20 protein-coding genes are annotated in these 17,533 nt (G+C 64.8%); 8 read left to right on the forward strand and 12 right to left on the reverse strand.

Annotated features, from left to right (window positions below; genetic code table 11):
* The 4 genes from ACKODO_RS12780 to denD form a co-directional block, all read left to right on the forward strand.
* Positions 1 to 481: dihydroxy-acid dehydratase (locus tag ACKODO_RS12780; protein WP_408983818.1), on the forward strand; the 481-nt coding region annotated here is incomplete at its 5' end.
* Positions 478 to 1,161 carry a GNAT family N-acetyltransferase gene (locus ACKODO_RS12785; RefSeq protein ID WP_408983819.1) on the forward strand — a complete coding sequence of 228 codons (684 nt, stop codon included), beginning with the start codon at positions 478 to 480 and terminating at the stop codon, positions 1,159 to 1,161. The genes ACKODO_RS12780 and ACKODO_RS12785, both read left to right, overlap by 4 nt.
* A gap of 1 nt (position 1,162) precedes the next feature.
* The gene (locus tag ACKODO_RS12790) at positions 1,163 to 1,969 is read left to right on the forward strand and encodes an SDR family oxidoreductase (protein WP_408983820.1); all 807 of its coding nucleotides are present in this window, start codon (positions 1,163 to 1,165) and stop codon (positions 1,967 to 1,969) included.
* Between the two features lie 7 nt (positions 1,970 to 1,976).
* Positions 1,977 to 2,957, forward strand: a complete 981-nt coding sequence (gene denD, locus ACKODO_RS12795) for a D-erythronate dehydrogenase (protein ID WP_408983821.1) — start codon at positions 1,977 to 1,979, stop codon at positions 2,955 to 2,957.
* Positions 2,958 to 2,972: 15 nt separating this feature from the next.
* Here the strand turns inward: denD and ACKODO_RS12800 are convergent, their stop codons facing one another.
* Together ACKODO_RS12800 and ACKODO_RS12805 are read right to left on the reverse strand one after the other, a co-directional pair.
* Complete coding sequence (locus tag ACKODO_RS12800) at positions 2,973 to 3,938, reverse strand: 2-hydroxyacid dehydrogenase (protein ID WP_408983822.1); 966 nt, start codon at positions 3,936 to 3,938, stop codon at positions 2,973 to 2,975.
* A 73-nt stretch (positions 3,939 to 4,011) separates the two neighbouring features.
* A complete protein-coding gene (locus ACKODO_RS12805; protein ID WP_408983823.1) occupies positions 4,012 to 4,497 on the reverse strand; it encodes a MarR family winged helix-turn-helix transcriptional regulator in 486 nt (161 codons plus the stop codon).
* Between the two features lie 698 nt (positions 4,498 to 5,195).
* Here ACKODO_RS12805 and ACKODO_RS12810 point away from each other — a divergent pair.
* The 3 genes from ACKODO_RS12810 to ACKODO_RS12820 all read left to right on the forward strand — a co-directional run bounded on the left by ACKODO_RS12810 (position 5,196) and on the right by ACKODO_RS12820 (position 8,564).
* On the forward strand, positions 5,196 to 6,329 hold the full coding sequence (locus tag ACKODO_RS12810) for a type III PLP-dependent enzyme (RefSeq protein WP_408983824.1): 1,134 nt from the start codon (positions 5,196 to 5,198) through the stop codon (positions 6,327 to 6,329).
* Positions 6,330 to 6,466: 137 nt separating this feature from the next.
* A complete protein-coding gene (locus ACKODO_RS12815) occupies positions 6,467 to 7,009 on the forward strand; it encodes a GNAT family N-acetyltransferase (RefSeq protein ID WP_408983825.1) in 543 nt (180 codons plus the stop codon).
* Positions 7,010 to 7,127: 118 nt separating this feature from the next.
* Positions 7,128 to 8,564, forward strand: a complete 1,437-nt coding sequence (locus ACKODO_RS12820; RefSeq protein ID WP_408983826.1) for a homospermidine synthase — start codon at positions 7,128 to 7,130, stop codon at positions 8,562 to 8,564.
* A gap of 36 nt (positions 8,565 to 8,600) precedes the next feature.
* Here the strand turns inward: ACKODO_RS12820 and ACKODO_RS12825 are convergent, their stop codons facing one another.
* The 8 genes from ACKODO_RS12825 to ACKODO_RS12860 all read right to left on the reverse strand — a co-directional run bounded on the left by ACKODO_RS12825 (position 8,601) and on the right by ACKODO_RS12860 (position 14,256).
* Complete coding sequence (locus ACKODO_RS12825; RefSeq protein ID WP_408983827.1) at positions 8,601 to 8,870, reverse strand: hypothetical protein; 270 nt, start codon at positions 8,868 to 8,870, stop codon at positions 8,601 to 8,603.
* A 6-nt stretch (positions 8,871 to 8,876) separates the two neighbouring features.
* Entirely contained in the window at positions 8,877 to 9,863 is a 987-nt protein-coding gene (locus tag ACKODO_RS12830) for a WD40 repeat domain-containing protein (RefSeq protein ID WP_408983828.1), read from the reverse strand.
* A 14-nt stretch (positions 9,864 to 9,877) separates the two neighbouring features.
* Positions 9,878 to 10,978, reverse strand: a complete 1,101-nt coding sequence (locus ACKODO_RS12835; RefSeq protein ID WP_408983829.1) for a CobW family GTP-binding protein — start codon at positions 10,976 to 10,978, stop codon at positions 9,878 to 9,880.
* 110 nt (positions 10,979 to 11,088) lie between these two features.
* A complete protein-coding gene (locus ACKODO_RS12840) occupies positions 11,089 to 12,054 on the reverse strand; it encodes a metal ABC transporter substrate-binding protein (protein ID WP_408983830.1) in 966 nt (321 codons plus the stop codon).
* A 24-nt stretch (positions 12,055 to 12,078) separates the two neighbouring features.
* Positions 12,079 to 12,948 (reverse strand): metal ABC transporter permease, encoded by an 870-nt coding sequence (locus tag ACKODO_RS12845; protein ID WP_408983837.1) that lies wholly within the window; start codon positions 12,946 to 12,948, stop codon positions 12,079 to 12,081.
* Positions 12,948 to 13,682, reverse strand: coding sequence for a metal ABC transporter ATP-binding protein (locus ACKODO_RS12850; RefSeq protein ID WP_408983831.1), 735 nt, complete (start codon positions 13,680 to 13,682; stop codon positions 12,948 to 12,950). The genes ACKODO_RS12845 and ACKODO_RS12850 overlap by 1 nt, the downstream gene beginning before the upstream one ends.
* Positions 13,682 to 13,954: a hypothetical protein gene (locus ACKODO_RS12855; protein WP_408983832.1), complete on the reverse strand. Its 273-nt coding sequence runs from the start codon at positions 13,952 to 13,954 to the stop codon at positions 13,682 to 13,684. The genes ACKODO_RS12850 and ACKODO_RS12855 overlap by 1 nt, the downstream gene beginning before the upstream one ends.
* Positions 13,955 to 14,022: 68 nt before the next feature.
* Positions 14,023 to 14,256 (reverse strand): hypothetical protein, encoded by a 234-nt coding sequence (locus tag ACKODO_RS12860; RefSeq protein WP_408983833.1) that lies wholly within the window; start codon positions 14,254 to 14,256, stop codon positions 14,023 to 14,025.
* A 124-nt stretch (positions 14,257 to 14,380) separates the two neighbouring features.
* Between ACKODO_RS12860 and ACKODO_RS12865 the strand changes: the two genes are divergently transcribed.
* The gene (locus tag ACKODO_RS12865) at positions 14,381 to 15,976 is read left to right on the forward strand and encodes a gamma-glutamyltransferase family protein (protein WP_408983834.1); all 1,596 of its coding nucleotides are present in this window, start codon (positions 14,381 to 14,383) and stop codon (positions 15,974 to 15,976) included.
* Here ACKODO_RS12865 and ACKODO_RS12870 read toward each other — a convergent pair.
* Entirely contained in the window at positions 15,973 to 16,911 is a 939-nt protein-coding gene (locus tag ACKODO_RS12870) for a nickel/cobalt transporter (RefSeq protein WP_408983835.1), read from the reverse strand. The two genes, ACKODO_RS12865 and ACKODO_RS12870, sit on opposite strands and share 4 nt — an antisense overlap.
* A 40-nt stretch (positions 16,912 to 16,951) precedes the next feature.
* On the reverse strand, positions 16,952 to 17,533 hold a 582-nt coding region (locus ACKODO_RS12875), incomplete at its 5' end, for a DUF1007 family protein (RefSeq protein WP_408983836.1).

The raw sequence follows: 17,533 nt of genomic DNA on the forward strand, positions 1-17,533 counted from the left end.
GTCCCTCAAGATCGGGGCGGATGGCATCCTCGTCATGCGCGGGACAGGGCCGATCGGCTATCCCGGCGCGGCAGAAGTCGTGAACATGCGGCCCCCGGCCTATCTCATCAGGAAGGGCATCAACGCACTGCCCTGCATCGGCGATGGGCGGCAATCCGGCACCTCCGGTTCGCCCTCGATCCTCAACGCGACGCCGGAAGCGGCGGCAGGCGGCAATCTCGCGATCCTCAGGACGGGCGACCGCATCCGCATCGATCTCAACACCCGCTCCGCCAACATGCTGATTTCCGAGGCGGAAATCGCGAAGCGGCAGGCGGAACTCAAGGCCGCCGGCGGCTACAAATATCCAAAGAGCCAGACGCCCTGGCAGGCCATGCAGCGCAAGGAGGTTGATGGCCTCGCGAATGGCATGGTGCTGAAGAACGCCGTCAAATACCGTCGCGTCGTGCGCACGCACGGCACGCCGAGGGACAACCATTGAGTGCTGACCTCGCGCACTGGACCCCACGCCCCTTTCCCGCGCCCGTGGTGCTGGAGGGGCGTTATGCCCGGCTCGAGCCGCTCGATCCCGTCCGCCATGCCGACGGGCTTTTCGCGGCGCTGATGGGCGACCAGGCCGAGCAGGATCATCTCTTCCTGTTCGAGACGAGGATGGACCGCCCGACCTTCCAGGCCTGGATCGAGGCGAAGGCGAAGCGCACGGATATCCTCTGCCATGTCGTTGTGGATCGCGCGACGGGCCGCATCGGCGGTCGGCAGGATGCGATGCGCATCGACCAGACGCATGGCGTGATCGAGATCGGCTCGATCCATTGGGGGCCGTCGATTGCGCGGACGCGCGTCGCGACCGAGGCTTTGTTCCTCCACGCGGATCACGCGATCTCGACCCTGGGCTATCGCCGCTACGAGTGGAAATGCCACAACGGCAACGAGCCCTCGAAACGGGCGGCAAAGCGCTTCGGCTTCACCTTCGAAGGGCTTTTCCGCCAGCACATGGTGACAAAGGGGATGAACCGCGATACGGCGTGGTTCTCGATCATCGATCAGGAATGGCCGGAATTAAAAGCCGGCTATGCAAAATGGCTTGCAGCGGAGAATTTCGACGCCACGGGCCAAGAGAAAGCAAGCCTCGCCCAATGTGGCGTACGACCGGGAGGATGAGATGGCAGGACGTTTGAAGGGCAAGGTCGCGGTGGTCACGGCTGCCGGCGCGGGCATCGGGCAGGCGATCGCGCAGGCTTTCGTGGCCGAGGGTGCAACCGTCTGGGCGACCGACATCAACCGCGAGGCGCTCGATGCCATTCCGCGCGCCAGGCGCTCGAAGCTTGATGTGCTCTCCGACAAGCAGGTCGCGCGCTTTGCCGAGAAGGTCGGCGGCATCGACATCCTCGCGAATGTCGCGGGCTTTGTGCATCACGGCACGATCCTCGAATGCGAGGACAAGGACTGGGATTTCTCGTTCGATCTCAACGTGAAATCGATGCACCGGATGAGCAAGGCTTTCCTGCCGGGAATGCTCGCGAGGGCCGCGGAAGCGAAATCAAGCGAAGTGGGCACGGGTTCGCGTGAAGATTTCGCGCCAAGAAAAACATGCTCGATCATCAACCTTGCCTCCGGCGCATCCTCGGTCAGGGGCGCGCCGAACCGCTATGTCTATGGTGCGACCAAGGCTGCGGTGATTGGCCTCACCAAGGCCATTGCGGTGGATTTCATCACCAGGGGCATCCGTTGCAACGCGATCTGCCCCGGCACGATTCAGTCGCCATCGCTCGATCAGCGCATCGCGGCGCTTGCGGCTTCCTCGGGCAAGAGCGAGGCGGAAGTGCGTGCGATGTTCATTGCCCGCCAGCCGATCGGCCGGCTCGGCACGGCGGAGGAGGTTGCGAAGCTCGCGGTCTATCTCGCCTCCGACGAAAGTGCCTTCACGACCGGCACGACGCATATGGTCGATGGCGGCTGGACCCTGTGAGGCGAAAATGAAGATCCTCGTTCTTGGCGCGGCCGGCATGGTCGGCCGCAAGCTCGTCGAGCGGCTCGCGCGCGATCATCATCTCGGCGGGCGGGTGATCACCGCCATGCGGCTGCATGATGTGATGATGCCGCCGGCACCAGCCGGTGTGCCCTTCACCGTGACTTGCGAGGAAAGCGATTTTGCCCGGATCGGCGAGGCGGAGCGGCTGATCTCGGACCGGCCGGACGTGATCTTCCATCTCGCGGCGATCGTCTCGGGCGAGGCGGAAGCGGATTTCGACAAGGGCTACCGCATCAATCTCGACGGCACGCGGATGCTCTTCGACGCGATCCGCCAGGCCGGTGATGGCTATTGCCCGCGGGTGGTTTTCACCTCCTCCATCGCGGCCTTTGGCGCGCCCTTCCCGGAGGCGATCGGCGATGAGTTCCTCAATGCGCCGCTCACGAGCTACGGCACCCAGAAGGTGATCGGCGAACTGCTGCTGGCGGATTACACGCGGCGCGGCATCTTCGATGGAATCGGCATTCGTCTGCCCACCATCTGCGTGCGGCCCGGCGCGCCGAACAAGGCCGCTTCGGGCTTCTTCTCGAACATCTGCCGGGAGCCGCTCGCAGGCAAGGAGGCCGCGCTGCCGGTCTCGGAGGATGTGCGGCACTGGCACGCGAGCCCGCGCAGTGCCGTTCAGTTTCTCGTGCATGCCGCGACGATCGATGGCGCGATGGTGGGCCACCGGCGCAACCTCACCATGCCTGGGCTGTCCTGCACGGTGGGCGAGCAGATTGCGGCCCTGCGGCGCATGGGGGGCGAGAAGGTCGTCGCGCGCATCCGTCGCGAGCCGGATGCCTTCATCCAGCGGGTGGTTGCGGGTTGGCCGCGCAACTTCGATCCGCAGCGGGCCTTGTCCCTGGGGTTCCGCGCGGAGGCGACCTTCGACGAGATCCTCCGCGTGCATATCGAGGATGAACTCGGCGGCGTGATTTCCTGAGCGCGCTGGCCGGTTTCAGGCGGACCAGGGCGTTTCCGGCACGGGCGTGAGGGGCGGGCGGCCCTCGGCGAGCGCGATCACGTTGTCCACGACGAGTTGCCCCATCCGGTTCCGCGTATGGACCGAAGCCGAGCCGACATGCGGCAGAAGCACCACATTCTCGAGGGCGAACAGCGCTTCCGGCACCTTCGGTTCATCCTCGAACACATCGAGGCCGGCAGCGCCCAGCGCGCCGGATTGCAGCATCTCGACCATTACCGGCTCGTCCACCAGCGTGCCGCGGGCCACGTTGATGAGCGTGCCTTCCGGGCCGAGCGCCTCAATCACCGCGCGATCCACGATCCGCCGTGTGGACGGCCCTCCCGGTGCGATGATCATCAGGATGTCCGACGCCTTCGCCATCTCCACGAGGGAAGCGTAGAAAGGGTAGTGAACATCCGCCTGCTGCGCGCGGCCGTGATAGACGAGCTTGAGCCCGAAGGCTTCGGCCCGCCGGGCAATGGCCTTGCCGATGCGTCCGAGGCCGAGAATGCCCATGGTCTTGCCGCGCAGGGTGTCGCTCAGCGGGAAATTGCCCTTGAGCCAAAGACCCTTGCGGACATGCTGGTCCGCTTGCGGCAGCCTGCGCACCGTGGAAATCAGCAGGCCCATCGCGAGGTCGGCCACTTCATCCGTGAGCACGTCCGGCGTGTTCGTGACCACGATCCCGCGCGCCTTCGCGGCCCTGGCATCGACAAGATCATAGCCCACGCCGAAGCTCGAGACGATCCGCAGGTTCGGCAATGCTGCGAAAAGGGCGTCGTCGCTCGCGGCTCCCTGGCCGGTCACCACGCCCTTGAAGCGTGCGCCCTCCCTCGCGAGAAAACCGGCGCGATCCTCCTGCTCGGAGAGGCGCGCGGAGGGAAACCGGCTCTCGATGCCCTGCTGGATGAGCGGCATCATGGGTTGTGTGATGAGGACGGGAAAGTCAGGGTAGCGCATCGGGCATCCGGCAACAGAAGAGAGACCCTCCTTATGTGCCGCGCCAGCCCCATTTGGGGAAGCCCCGATTCTATCAATCCTCGTCGTCCCCGGGCATTTCGCCTTCCTGGTCGAGATCGGTGCTGCCGGGATTCTTCGCGAGCCCCTTCGAGAGGCGGCGCAGCAGCTTGCGCAGTCGCCGGGCGTCCTTGTCGTCGAGGAGGTCGGCGATCTCCTCTTCCATGAGGCTGGTGAGTTCACCGATTCGCGAGAGCTTCGCCTCGCCCTCCGCGGTGAGAGTCACCAGAACGATCCGCGCATCATCCGTTCGCGAGCGCCGGGCCACGAGGCCCTGGGCAGCCAGCCGCGTGATGGTTTTCGAGATGGTGGGTGGTCGCACGCGCAGGGCGCGCGAAAGCTCGCCCATGGTCGCGCCCTCGGTGCCGGACAGGGCCTGAAGCACCAGTTCCTGCCCTGGAAAGATCGAGATCTCCGCGAGGTGTTCCGCCATCCGCGCCCGGTACAGGCGGGAAGCCAGCATCAATTGCTGCCCGACCGTCTTCTGCGAATTCATCTTCATGGCGCCCCTGCCCCAGGAAAGTTCGGATCAACCTGAACCGTAAGCCGGCTTCCCACATGGCTCAAACCACGCCTGCATGACGACTTCATGACAATGGCCTTGCCGGAACTCGGTCGGCGTGGCGCATGAGGCTGCGGTTTTGAACAGTTTTGAGGCCCTCGGACTTGCATCGCAGATCAATTATCCCTATACACCGTCTTGCCCATATTCGCACGTGCCTGTGGTCGCGTGCTGGTCGGTGGATCTCCGGACAAGAGGCCGGAAAAACGCCAGTCGTCGAGGGTCGCGAGCAACCGCTCCACCCCCAATGAACGGACCAGCAGCCGGAGGCGAACCGGCGGCCCCGCCCGAAGCGGGTGACGCAGCTCAAAGCAACGACGGAGCGGGCTTTTTCGGTCTCTGCCGGGTTCCAAGTCCGGCAACTGAAGAGGCTTGTCCATCTTGCCGGGCGTGCGGTGGGGTTTTCCCCTTCCAAACGATGGCTCTGAGGTCACTCTGGTTGCGCATTCTGCGCGTCCGGGGTTTTCCGACGACCAACGGCGTAGCGTCACCGCTGTCCCCTCTCCTCTCCGGAGGGGCGGGCAGCACGGATGCACCATGCAGACGTGTCCGCGTTTCCACCCTGCGGCACGACGTAACGGCGCACCCAGTTTGACCATCGCCAGAGCGGCCCGAGCGCCGCATGAGGGGATGCTGCCATGACTGAGCGAATTCTCGACTACCTCCGCACCCGTCCGTCGGAGGGTCCGCGCCTCGTCGTCGATATCGATGTCGTTCGCGACAATTACCTCGCCTTCTCGAAGGCGATGCCGGATACGCGCGTCTTCTATGCCGTGAAGGCGAATCCTGCCCATGAGATCCTCGAGCTTCTCGCCAAGCTCGGTTCGTGCTTCGATTGCGCCTCCATCGGCGAGATCGAGATGGTGCTCGCGGTCGGCGCCACGGCGGATCGCATCTCGTTCGGCAACACGATCAAGAAGGAACGCGACATCCAGCGCGCCTATGAGCGCGGGGTGCGCCTCTTCGCGGTCGATTGCGAAGCCGAGGTGGAGAAGATCGCGCGCGCCGCGCCGGGCTCGAAGGTGTTCTGCCGCATCCTGTGCGATGGCGCCGGTGCGGAATGGCCCCTGTCGCGCAAGTTCGGCTGCCAGCCTGAACTGGCGCCGCGCGTGCTGGAACTGGCCCATCGCCTCGGTCTCGTGGCGCATGGCCTCTCCTTCCATGTCGGCTCGCAGCAGACGAACCCGAAGATGTGGGACGAGGCGCTTGCATCTTCGGCCGCGATCTTCCGCGATCTGGCCGAGCGCGGCATCCAGCTCGCCATGGTCAACCTTGGCGGCGGTTTTCCGACCCGCTACCTGCGCGATATTCCGAAGGTTCAGGCCTATGGCGAGGCGATCTTCGATTCGCTCTGCAAGCATTTCGGCAACCGCATTCCCGAGACGATCATCGAGCCGGGCCGCGGCATGGTCGGCAATGCCGGCATCATCGAGAGCGAGGTGATCCTCATCTCGAAGAAGTCGGATGATTCGAGCGAGCCGCGCTGGGTCTATCTCGATATCGGCAAGTTCCATGGGCTGGCCGAGACGATCGACGAGGCGATCCGCTATCCCATCCGCACCCGCCATGACGGCGGCGAGATGGGCCCTTGCGTGATCGCCGGACCGACCTGCGATTCGGTGGATGTTCTTTATGAGAAGACGCCGTATCTGCTGCCTTTCAGCCTTGAGATCGGTGACAAGGTGCTGATCGAGGGCACGGGCGCTTATACGACGACCTATTCCACCGAGTGCTTCAACGGCATGCCGGGGCTCCGACAGATCGTCATCTGAGATCGGACCGAGCCTTCCTTCCCGCCATCACCCGTTCGGCAGGAAGCCGGATCTGAGGATCCGGCTTCCGAGGCGCGAGGGTCTCCCTCAAACCGCGCTCGCATGCGCGCTTTGGCCGCGAGGCCAGGAGACCGGACATGATCCGCATTGACGATGAACTCCCCCATGAGGCTTCCGCGCGCGAAGCAATGCTTGATCGCGCCTTTGGTCCTGCCCGTTTTGTGAAGACCTGCGAACGGCTGCGCGAAGGTCGTTCGCCGGCTGAAGGCCTATCCTTCATCGCGCGCGCTGGCGAGATGCCTGTGGGCACCCTGCGCTTCTGGCATGTCGATGCCGGCGGCGTTCCCGCTCTCATGCTCGGCCCGCTGGCGGTGGATGAGCGCCTGCGCTCGGTCGGCATTGGCGGCACATTGATTGAGGTCGGCCTCGCGCGTGCGGCGGAGCTTGGCCATCGCGCGATCATCCTTGTCGGCGACGCGCCCTATTATGCGCGCTTCGGCTTTCGCCGGGCGCTGGCCGAGCGGCTCGCCTTGCCGGGCCCGGTCGATGCCGCGCGCTTCCTCGCGCAAGAGATCGTGCCAGGCGGCCTCGCTTTGGCGTCTGGCCTCGTGCGCGCCACGGGTGCGCTCACACCTTCCTCGTCCCTGACAGGAGGCGGCCATCGTCGGCTCGCAGCCTGACTTTCACGCCTTCAACCGCTTTCGCGCCCCTTGACGGCCGGCTCCGCCGGTCTCCATAGGGGCGCGGATTTTTTGAAACCCTGCCCCTCCACGAGATTTTCGCGCGAGAGACGAAGAGATGTCTGAGACCTGGCCCAACCATGGCACCATTACCGGCCCGATCGTGATGATCGGCTTTGGCTCGATCGGACGCGGCACGCTGCCGCTCATCGAGCGGCATTTCCATTTCGATCGCAGCCGCTTCGTGGTGATCGACCCGGATGACAGCGATCGTCGTCTGCTCGATGAGCGCGGCATCCGCTTCCTGCAGGCGGCCGTGACGCGCGAGAACTATCGCGACATGCTGAAGCCGTTGCTGACCGCTGGCGGCGGGCAGGGCTTCTGTGTCAACCTGTCGGTCGATACCTCCTCGCTCGACATCATGGAATTCTGCCGCGAGATCGGCGTGCTTTATATCGATACCGTGGTGGAGCCGTGGCTCGGCTTCTACTGGGACACGTCGGCCGGCCCCGCCGCGCGCTCGAATTACATGCTGCGCGAGACGGTTCTTGCCGCCAAGCGCAGGAATCCCGCTGGCACAACCGCCGTCTCCTGTTGCGGTGCCAATCCGGGCATGGTCAGCTGGTTCGTGAAGCAGGCGCTTGTGAATGTCGCCAGCGATCTTGGCCTGCCTTTCGAGGAGCCGACCACCCGCGAGGGCTGGGCGAAGCTGATGCGGGATGCCGGCGTGAAGGGCGTGCATATCGCGGAGCGCGATACGCAGCGCGCGAAGAACCCGAAGCCGGCGAATGTGTTCGTCAATACCTGGTCGGTCGAGGGTTTCCTTTCCGAGGGCATGCAGCCGGCCGAACTCGGCTGGGGCACGCATGAGCCCTGGATGCCCGAGAACGCCCGCACCCACGAAACGGGCTGCGGCGCCGCGATCTATCTGCTCCAGCCGGGTGCCAATACGCGCGTGCGCAGCTGGTGCCCCACCAACGGCGCGCAATACGGCTTTCTCGTCACCCACAACGAGTCGATCTCGATTGCCGACTATTTCACGCTGAAGGATGGTGACGGAAAAGCCCTGTTCCGCCCCACCTGCCACTACGCCTATCACCCGGCGAATGATGCGGTGCTCTCTCTGCATGAGCTCTTCGGCAATGGCGGCAATATCCAGCCGGAGCATCACATCCTCGATGAGCATGAGATCGTCGATGGCATCGACGAACTCGGCGTGCTGCTCTTCGGCCACAAGAACAACGCCTATTGGTATGGTTCGCAGCTCTCGGTCGAGGAAACGCGCGCCCTCGCGCCCTATCAGAACGCGACCGGCATGCAGGTGAGCTCGGCCGTGCTCGCGGGCATGGTCTGGGCGCTCGAGAACCCGGAAAGCGGCATCGTCGAGGCCGACGAGATGGATTACAAGCGCTGTCTTGAGGTGCAGATGCCCTATCTCGGTCCGGTGCGCGGCTTCTATACCGACTGGAACCCCACCAGGGACCGTGAAAAACTCTTCCCCGAGGACGTGGATTACAACGAGCCCTGGGCCTTCCGGAACGTGCTGGTGCGGTGAATTGATCAGGCCGGGGAAGCCCGGCCCTTTTTTGTCTCAGATATACTTCACTGCGTCACGCACATCCAGTTCGGTGATCTCTTCCATCGATTTACGAATTTTGGCGGCCTGCGTCGCCTCGCCCTCGCGCATCACGAGGATGATGGTCTCGAGGCCGGGGCAGACGGGATCGCCGCAATCGATCTCGGAAATGGTGAGCGTGAGCGGCGGGTCATTCCCGAGCGCTGCCTCGGCCCAGCCACGAATGGCATCGCGCGCGGGGTTGCTCTCGGCTTTCTTGCGGAAGGGATTGGGGAAGGGCGCCATGGCGCCTCACACCGGCAGATCGAGCAGGCCGGCGGCGCCCGATTCCGCCCCGAAGATCAGCTTCCGGCCATCGTGATCCCAGGCCAGCGCGGTGATCGCCGCGCCATCGCCGCCTGCGCGCACCAGCAATTCGCTGGCATCGGTGAGGCGCACGAGCAGCACCCAGCCATCGGCATAACCGATGGCGAGCACCAGCGCTTTCGGGTGGAACGCGACCTTGCTCACACGCGCAGGCCTTGCTCCGCATTCGCGCGGCGGCTTGCCTATGGGCCCATCCTTCGCGAAGGGCCAGATGATGGCGGCCTCCGCGCCGGAGGTTGCGAGCCAGAGCCCGTCATGGGACCAGCTCATGTCGCGTACCTTCGCGGGATAACCCGACATGCGCATGTGGCCCTTGTCGGCCAATCGCCAGCCGTGCAGCTGGTTTTCCTGCATCGAGGTGAGCACGAAGCGCCCATCCGGCGAGACCTCGCATTCGAGATGCGAGCCCTTCCATTCGAGCTTCTCGGGCTCGGCCGCGATGTTCGGGAACCACAGCGGGACGAAGCCGTTCTGCGACACTGCAAGCCGATAACCCTCGGGGAAGAAGGCGAGGCCGCGCGCGGATGAGGTGAGCGTGAGGCTCTTCCTTTGGCCCCTGGCATCGCGCGTGAAGGCCTGCCGGCCGATGCTCCAGGCGGTCGCGCCATCCGGGCCGAGTGCCAGCGCATCCACCCAGCCCGTGCCCTCGCCGAGGAGTTTCGGCGCCTCGCCGGGCCGGCACTCGAAGACGCGCCCGTCATCGCCGCCCGTGACGAGGCGATCGCCCGCTATCTTTGCAGCGAGGATGGCATCGTCATGCGGCCGCAAGGCCGGCGCTTCACGACCAATCTGGATCGCGCCCTCGGTGGTGACGATGACGATCTCGCCACCGACAAAGCCGGCAGCGAGGATATGGGCATCGAAGGCGAGCGATTGCACGCGATCGGTGAGGGAGGAGGCAGGCTGGATCATGCCCCGTTCTTGCCTCAGGCCGCGCAGGCGAGGAAGCCCTTTTTGAGTTCATCTTCCTTGAGGTTGCGTCCGATGAACACAATGCGGCTCACGCGTTTCTCGTCCGGCCGCCAGTCACGTTGCAGGTCGCCGTCGAGGATCATGTGCACGCCCTGGAAGACGAAGCGCTTCGGCTCCTTCCTGAAGGCGAGGATGCCCTTGGAGCGCAGGATGTTCGGCCCCTCGACCTGCACGAGATCATTGATCCACGGCATGAACTTCTCGGGATCGACATCGCCCTCGATGGCGACCGAGACCGATTGCATGTCCTCGTCATGGTAATGCTTCAGCCCGCCATGATGATGGTGGTGTTCATGGTCATGATGCGTATGTGTGCAGCCCGGGCCGCATTCGTGATCATGGTCATGATCATGATCATGATGGTGATGATGATCATGGTCACCGGTCTCAAGGAAGGCAGGCTCGATCTCGAGAATGCGCTCGAGATCGAAGGCACCCCGGTTCAGCACCGCATCAAGCGGCACGGCACATTTCTGCGTGCGGTGGAGCACCGCGTAGGGGTTGATGCCACGGATGCGGGCTTCCACCTCGCGCAGCTCCGCGGGGCTTACGAGATCGGTCTTGTTGAGCAGAATGACATCCGCGAAGGCGATCTGGTTCTTCGCTTCCGGCGCGTCCCTCAGGCGATCCTTCAGCCACTTCGCATCGGCCACGGTCACCACTGCATCGAGGCGGGTCTTGGCGCCGACATCCTGATCGACAAAGAAGGTCTGCGCCACCGGCGCGGGGTCGGCGAGGCCGGTGGTTTCCACGAGAATGGCATCGAAGCGGCCCTTGCGCTTCATCAGCCCCTCGATGATGCGGATGAGATCGCCGCGCACGGTGCAGCAGATGCACCCGTTATTCATCTCGAAGACTTCTTCATCCGCGCCGACCACGAGGTCGTTGTCGATGCCGATCTCGCCAAACTCGTTGACGATGACAGCGAATTTCTTGCCATGCGGCTCGGTGAGGATGCGGTTCAGCAAAGTCGTCTTGCCCGCGCCGAGATAGCCGGTGAGCACGGTCACGGGGATTTTCTCGACGGGGATCTTGTCGGCAGAAATGTCGGTCATCGGGAATGATCCTTCTCGGCGTGCCGGGGTTCAAGGCCCCGCACGGGAATGACAGGCATATGGGCCTCGGGCCAGCGCGATGCAAGCACCGGCGAGGCCCTGTTTCGGGGTTAGTCCTTCAGTGCTTCGGCGATTGTCTTCGCATTGTGCCGCATCAGCGCGAGATAGGTCGGGGCGGGGCCCTTCTCGTCCGTCAGGGCATCGGAATAGAGCGTGCCACCGAGGCGCGCGCCGGTTTCCTTCGCCAGCTTTTCGGCAATGCGCGGATCGGCCACGTTCTCGAGGAACACAGCCTTCGCCTTGCGTTCACGCGCCGCCCTGACGATGCGGGCGATATCCTGCGCGGAAGGCTCCGTCTCGGTGGAAAGCCCGCGCGCGCCCTCGATGCGGATGCCGAAATCGCGCGTGAAATAGCGGAAGGAATCATGGTTCACGATGCCCAGGCGATTATCCCTGGGGATGGACGCCAGCAGCGCGGCGATCTCGGTTTTCGCCCGGTCGAGTTCGGCGAGGTATTTCTCGGCATTGGCCCGGAAAAAAGCCTCCCCTTCCTTGTCGGCGGCGATGAGACCGTCGCGGATGTTGCTGACATAGATCTTCACGGCATCGATCGATTGCCAGGCATGCGGATCATGCTTGCCATGGTCATGCGCGTGGCCATGCCCGTGATCATGCCCGCCGGATTTGGGCTTTTCGAGCGGGTTCAGTCCGTTGCTCGCGGTCACGATGCGCGCCTTCGAGCCGGAGGATTTCACAAGCCTCGGCATGAATCCATCAAAGCCGAGCCCGTTGACGATCAGCAGATCGGCCTCCTTCACGATCTTCGCATCCTGCGGGGTGGCGCGGAAGACATGCGTATCGGCGTTCGGACCCACGAGGCTCACGACACGCACGCGATCGCCACCCACCTGCTTGGCGAGATCGGCGAGGATGGAGAATGACGCCACGACCTGAACCGGCTCTTTCGCCTGCGGCAGGGCGAGGCCGGGCATCATCGCCGCGGCCAGAATTAGCCCCAGGGCGAGGCGGCGTGAGAGATGAATGTTATTCTGTTTCATATCATCGGTGCGGAACATGGCGAATATTCCTTTCGTGAATTCTCAGGCTTCGAGATGGCGGCGCGGCAGCCAACGGCGCAGGAGACCGAGCGGTGCCGCGATGAGCGAGGCGATATAGGTGAGGCCTGCGACGAGAATGATGGCCGGGCCGGAGGCGAGGCCCAGGTGATAGGAGACCAGCAGGCCCACGAGGTTCGCGAACATCGCGGCCAGCACCGCAATGCCCAGCATGGCCGTGATATCGTCGCTCCACAGCCGTGCCGTGCCGGCGGGCAGCATCATGATGCCCACCACCAGCAGGGTGCCCAGCGCATGGAAGCCGGCGACGAGGTTCAGCACGACGAGCGCCAGGAACCCGAGATGGAAGAGGGCGCCGTGGCGGCTGACACCGGCTGCGAAGCCGGGATCAAGGCATTCGAGAACGAGGCCGCGATAGCCCAGGGCCAAGGCCACCATCGTGAGGCTCGAGACGCTGACGATGAGCAGCAAGGTCGAATCATCCAGCGCGAGAATCGAACCGAAGAGCAGGCTGAGGACGTCCACATTCGCCTTTGCACCGGAAAGGATCAGCACGCCGGTCGCGAGCGACAGGAGATAGAAGGCGGCGAGCGCCATATCCTCCTTCACGAGGGTCGCGCGGGAGATCGCGCCGGCCAGCAGCGCAACCGAGAAACCCGCGACGAGGCCGCCGAGGGTCATCGCGCCGAGCGAGAGTCCGCCGATCAGGAACCCCAGTGCGGCGCCGGGCAGGATGGCATGAGCCATGGCATCGCCGATGAGGCTCATGCGGCGGAGCATCAGGAACAGGCCGATGGGCGCTGCGCCGAGCGAGACCGCGAGCCCGCCCACCAGGGCGCGACGCATGAACGGAAACTCGATGAAGGGGCCGATGAGGAGATCGTGGAGGAGCATCACGCGGCACGCTCGCACAAGGCCGCCTCGCGGTCGAAGGCTTCGGACATCGAGCGCGCGCGAGAGAGATTGGCGTCGGTCAGCACCGTGGCGGTCGGCCCCCAGGCGATGGGTTCGCGCGCGATCAGCAGGCTTTCGGGGAAATGCTGGCGCACTACTTCAAGATCATGCAGCACGCAAAGGATGGTGCGGCCCTCCCGGTGCCAGTTCTCGATGATCACGAGAAGATCGACGATGGTGCGCTGGTCGATGGCCGCGAAGGGCTCGTCGAGCAGGATCAGGGGCGCATCCTGCAGCATGAGCCGCGCGAAGAGCAGGCGCTGCAACTGACCGCCGGAGAGCGTGCGGATCGAGCGGTCCTCGAAGCCATCGAGGCCGACCCGGCCGATCGCCTCATAGGTGCGGTCGCGATCCGAACGCGAGATCCGTCCGAAAAGGCCCCGCCGGCTGCACAGGCCCGTCAGCGCGAGATCGAAGACGCTCACGGGGAAATCGCGGCTGAGATCGCCGATCTGCGGCATGTAGGCGAGGGCGGGAAAACCATTGGCGATGGAGCCACCCAACGACGGGAGCTGCCCGGCAATGCCCTTCAGCAGCGTGGATTTCCCGCCGCCATTGGGGCCCACCACGGCAAGCAGGCCGCCCGCCTTCACGGTTCCATCAAGGTGGTGAACCGCCGGATGACGATCATAGCCGAGCGTGAGATCGCGGAAGGCGAGAGCGGGTGCCGACATCAGCGCATCGCCCAGTAGGCCGCGAGCCAGAGCCCGCCGAGGATTGGAAGCACCAGCAGCAATCGCTGACCGGCAGACAAGGCCATCAGCGAACGGATGCGCGCCGGTCGCGTCTTCCGCAGGCGCGGCTCGGCATGATCATGGCCATGCGAATGCCCATGATGATCATGCTCTCCGATGTCGTGCCCGACGACGGCAGGGTCGTGCCCGCTGCCGTGATGATGGTCCGGCGCGTGGCGATGCGGGACAGGCGATGGGGGAGCGGTCAGCATGAAAGTGTTATAATGTTACATATCCCGCTCCGCAAGGGCCGACCCGCGTCAGCCGCCTTGAAGGCGGGTTATTCGTAGAAAGGTTCGGCCTTCATCGCATTGCGGACGAAGATCGCCGTGAGATAGACACCGCCCGCGAGCGAGAGACCGATGAGACCGTAGGTCACTTCGTGCCCCCAGCCCATCAATCCGCCCAGCGCCCAGCCCAGCGCCAGGGCGGCGGCCAGGATTTCCGTGCCGACGAGAATGGCTGCGCAGGTCACCGCCAGAGCATTGGAGCGATTGAAACGCTTTTCGGCCATTCTATCCTCGTTCCGTGGATCGACCTTCGCGTGAGGCCCGATTTCGAGCTATCGGATCACGGCTCCGCTTGCAACTGTCGAGCCGCAATCCCTGTTTGCCGAACCCGCCGAATGAGGACCCTTCATGAAAGAGACCCCTGCCTTCGCCCATGCCGCTGTCGCGGCACCGCATCGGCTTGCCGCCGAGGTCGGGCAACGCATCCTCGCGGCTGGCGGCAATGCCATCGAGGCGATGGTGGCGATGGCGGGCGCGATCGCGGTCGTCTACCCGCACATGAACTCCATTGGCGGTGACGGGTTCTGGCTCATCCGCACGCCGGATGGAAAGGTGCGCTCCATCGAGGCCTGCGGCTATGCCGGCACAAAGGCCACCATCCACGCCTATCGCGCCCGGGGTTATGACGCGGTGCCCGTGCGCGGACCGGATGCTGCGCTGACCGTGGCCGGAGCCATCGGCGGCTGGATGCTCGCTCTGGAACTCTCGAGGGCGCTTGGCGGCAAGCTGCCCGTGAAGGACCTCGTGGCCCAGGCCGAGACACTGGCCCGCGACGGCGTGCCTGTCAGCCAGTCCGAGGGGCGCTATATCGTGAAGGAGCGTGAGGCGATCCTTGCAGTGCCCGGATTCGCGCAGCATTTCCTGGGCGAGGGCGGCAAGCAACCGGAGGCGGGCTCACTCCGCAGGCAGCCGAAGCTTGCGGGCGTGTTCGAGCAACTGGGCCATGCCGGTCTGGCGGATTTCTACAAGGGCGACATCGCGCGGGAAATGGCGGTCGATCTCGAACGCGCCGGGGCACCCGTGACGCGGGACGACCTCGCCCGCTACGAGGCGCGCTGGCGCGAGCCGCTCAAGACGAGGATGCCCGGCGTGACGCTTTACAACAACCCGCCGCCCAGCCAGGGGCTTGCCTCGCTCATCCTGCATGGCGTGTTCAACCGGCTCGAAGCCAGGGAGGCCGAGAGCCCCGCGCATTGGCACGGGCTGATCGAGGCGGCGAAGCGCGCCTATGCCATCCGCGATCGCGTGGTGACCGATTTCGATCACCTCGCGCATGATCCCGCGAGCTTCCTCACGCCGGAGCGGCTTGCGCGGGAGGCGGATGCCGTGAAGGCCAACCGCGCGGCAAGCTGGCCCTTCGCGAAGGAGGACGGTGACACGATCTGGATGGGCGCCATCGACAATTCAGGTCTCGCGGTGTCCTTCATCCAGTCGCTCTACTGGGAATATGGCTCGGGCGTGGTGCTGCCGAACACGGGCATCCTCTGGCAGAACCGCGGCATGGCCTTCTCGCTCGATCCCAAGGCGCTGAACCCGCTTCAGCCGGGTCGGCGCCCCTTCCATACGCTCAACACGCCGCTCGCGGTGTTTGAAGACGGGCGCGTTGCATCCTATGGGGCGATGGGGGGCGATGGCCAGCCGCAATTCCAGGCGCAGGTGTTCTTCCGCGCCATCCGCTACGGGCTGCCGGTCTCCGAGGCTTTGGATCGCCCGCGCTTCCTGTTCGGGCGGACCTGGGGCGGAGCCAGCGCAACATTGAAGGTCGAGAACCGCACGGATGGGCATCTGCTCGACCGGCTCGCCAGCATGGGCCACCAGATCGAGGTAATCAACAAGCCCTATGCCGACATGTTCGGCCATGCGGGCATGCTGATCCGCGATGCCAAGGGCGCGATCATGGCGGATCACGATCCGCGCTCGGATGGAGGGGCGGAAGGTCTTTAGCTCCCGGTGGTCATCAAGCCGGAAAGGAGGGCCGCGCCGATTGCCACGAGGGCGATGCCGGCAAGCATCTCCAGCGCGAGCTGAGCCCGGAGTGCCTTGTGGCTGCGTCCGCTCGCGAGCCAGAGCGCGACATGCTTCGCTTTCACCGCGAGCATGGCGAACAGGCTCGTGCCGATCGCCGTGCCCAGGGCCATGGCCAGCACGGATGCCGCGCCCAGCAGATAAAGCTGCTGGGAAAGTGCGAAGACGAGCAGGATGATCGCACCCGTGCAGGGGCGGATGCCGGCGCCGATGGCCGCGAGCGCGAGGCTCGCGCGGCCGCCCTTCGCGAAGACGGCGGGGCTTGGCCCATGGTCATGCGTGCAGGCGGCTTCGGCAGGCGTGAGGCCCAGCAGCGCGCGGCCCTTCCGCCAGACGATCCAAAACCCCATCGCGACGATGAGCGAGAAGCCGAGGGTCTCGATGAATACCACGGACCGATCGACATCACGCGCGGTGCCGCCTACCACTTTCGCGATGAACAGAACCACGCCGAGCGCGATCAAGGCCTGCACGGCGGCGGCACCGAAGGCAAGCGCCACGCCACGCTTCAGCGCGCTCTCATTCGCGACGATATAGCCGGAAATCACCGCCTTGCCATGGCCCGGGCCTATGGCGTGAACCACGCCATAGGCGAAGGCGAGGCCAATGAGCGTGAGGATGCTGCCGCGATCATCCGAAGCCTCACGGAAGGCGAGGGTCAGCGCGCGGTGGAATTCCGCCTGTTTCTGCAGGAACCACGCGCCGAGCCCCTCGGCGGCGGGCGGCGATGCGCCGCGTGGCGCAGGAAGGCCGAAGGGAGCGGTTTGGGCCAGCCCATCCGGGGCGAGAGCGAGAATCACCAGCGCCACGATGAGCGCGCGCCCGCAAGCCTCCGCCATGCCGCTTCGGGTCATGCCGCCTCGGGTCATGCCGCTTCGGGTCATGCCATCGGGGTCACGGGCAGGAGAAGGTCACGGGAGTCGAGAAATCGACCCCCAGCCCGCCGGGCGGAGCATTATTGAAGGCATTTTCGCCAAGCTGCGACAGGCGCTGGAACACGCCCGGCGGCGGCGGCCGCAATTGCGGCTTGCAACTCTTGCTCGAACCTTCCACCCGAACGGGGTTTTCCTTCGCGAATTCGAAGGAGACGAAGAAGGAGGGGTCGGTCACTTCGAGGCGCGCATCCTTCACGACAATCGCGCCTTCCTTCACCGGCAGGGTGAAATTCAGCGTTAGCGCCTTGCCGTCATGGTCGAGCCAGTAATCCACGGGGTCGGAGAAGGCGATTGCGCCCTTGCCCTGCTTCACGCTGGTGAAGAAGCCATATTCATGCAGCGATTCCATGTTGATCCTGGCGAAGGGCGCGAGTTCCTCCCGGCTGAATTTCCCGTCGCCATCCTTGTCCATGCCCATCACGGCATAGGCCGAAAACGGTTCGTCGAAGGTCCAGCGATGCTTGATGGCGGTGATGGTGCCGTCGGGTCTCGTCACCACGGTTGTCGTCGCCGTCACCCAGACATGCGGATGCGCCAATAC

The organism is Rhabdaerophilum sp., assembly GCF_046092605.1.
Classification (GTDB): domain Bacteria; phylum Pseudomonadota; class Alphaproteobacteria; order Rhizobiales; family Beijerinckiaceae; genus Rhabdaerophilum.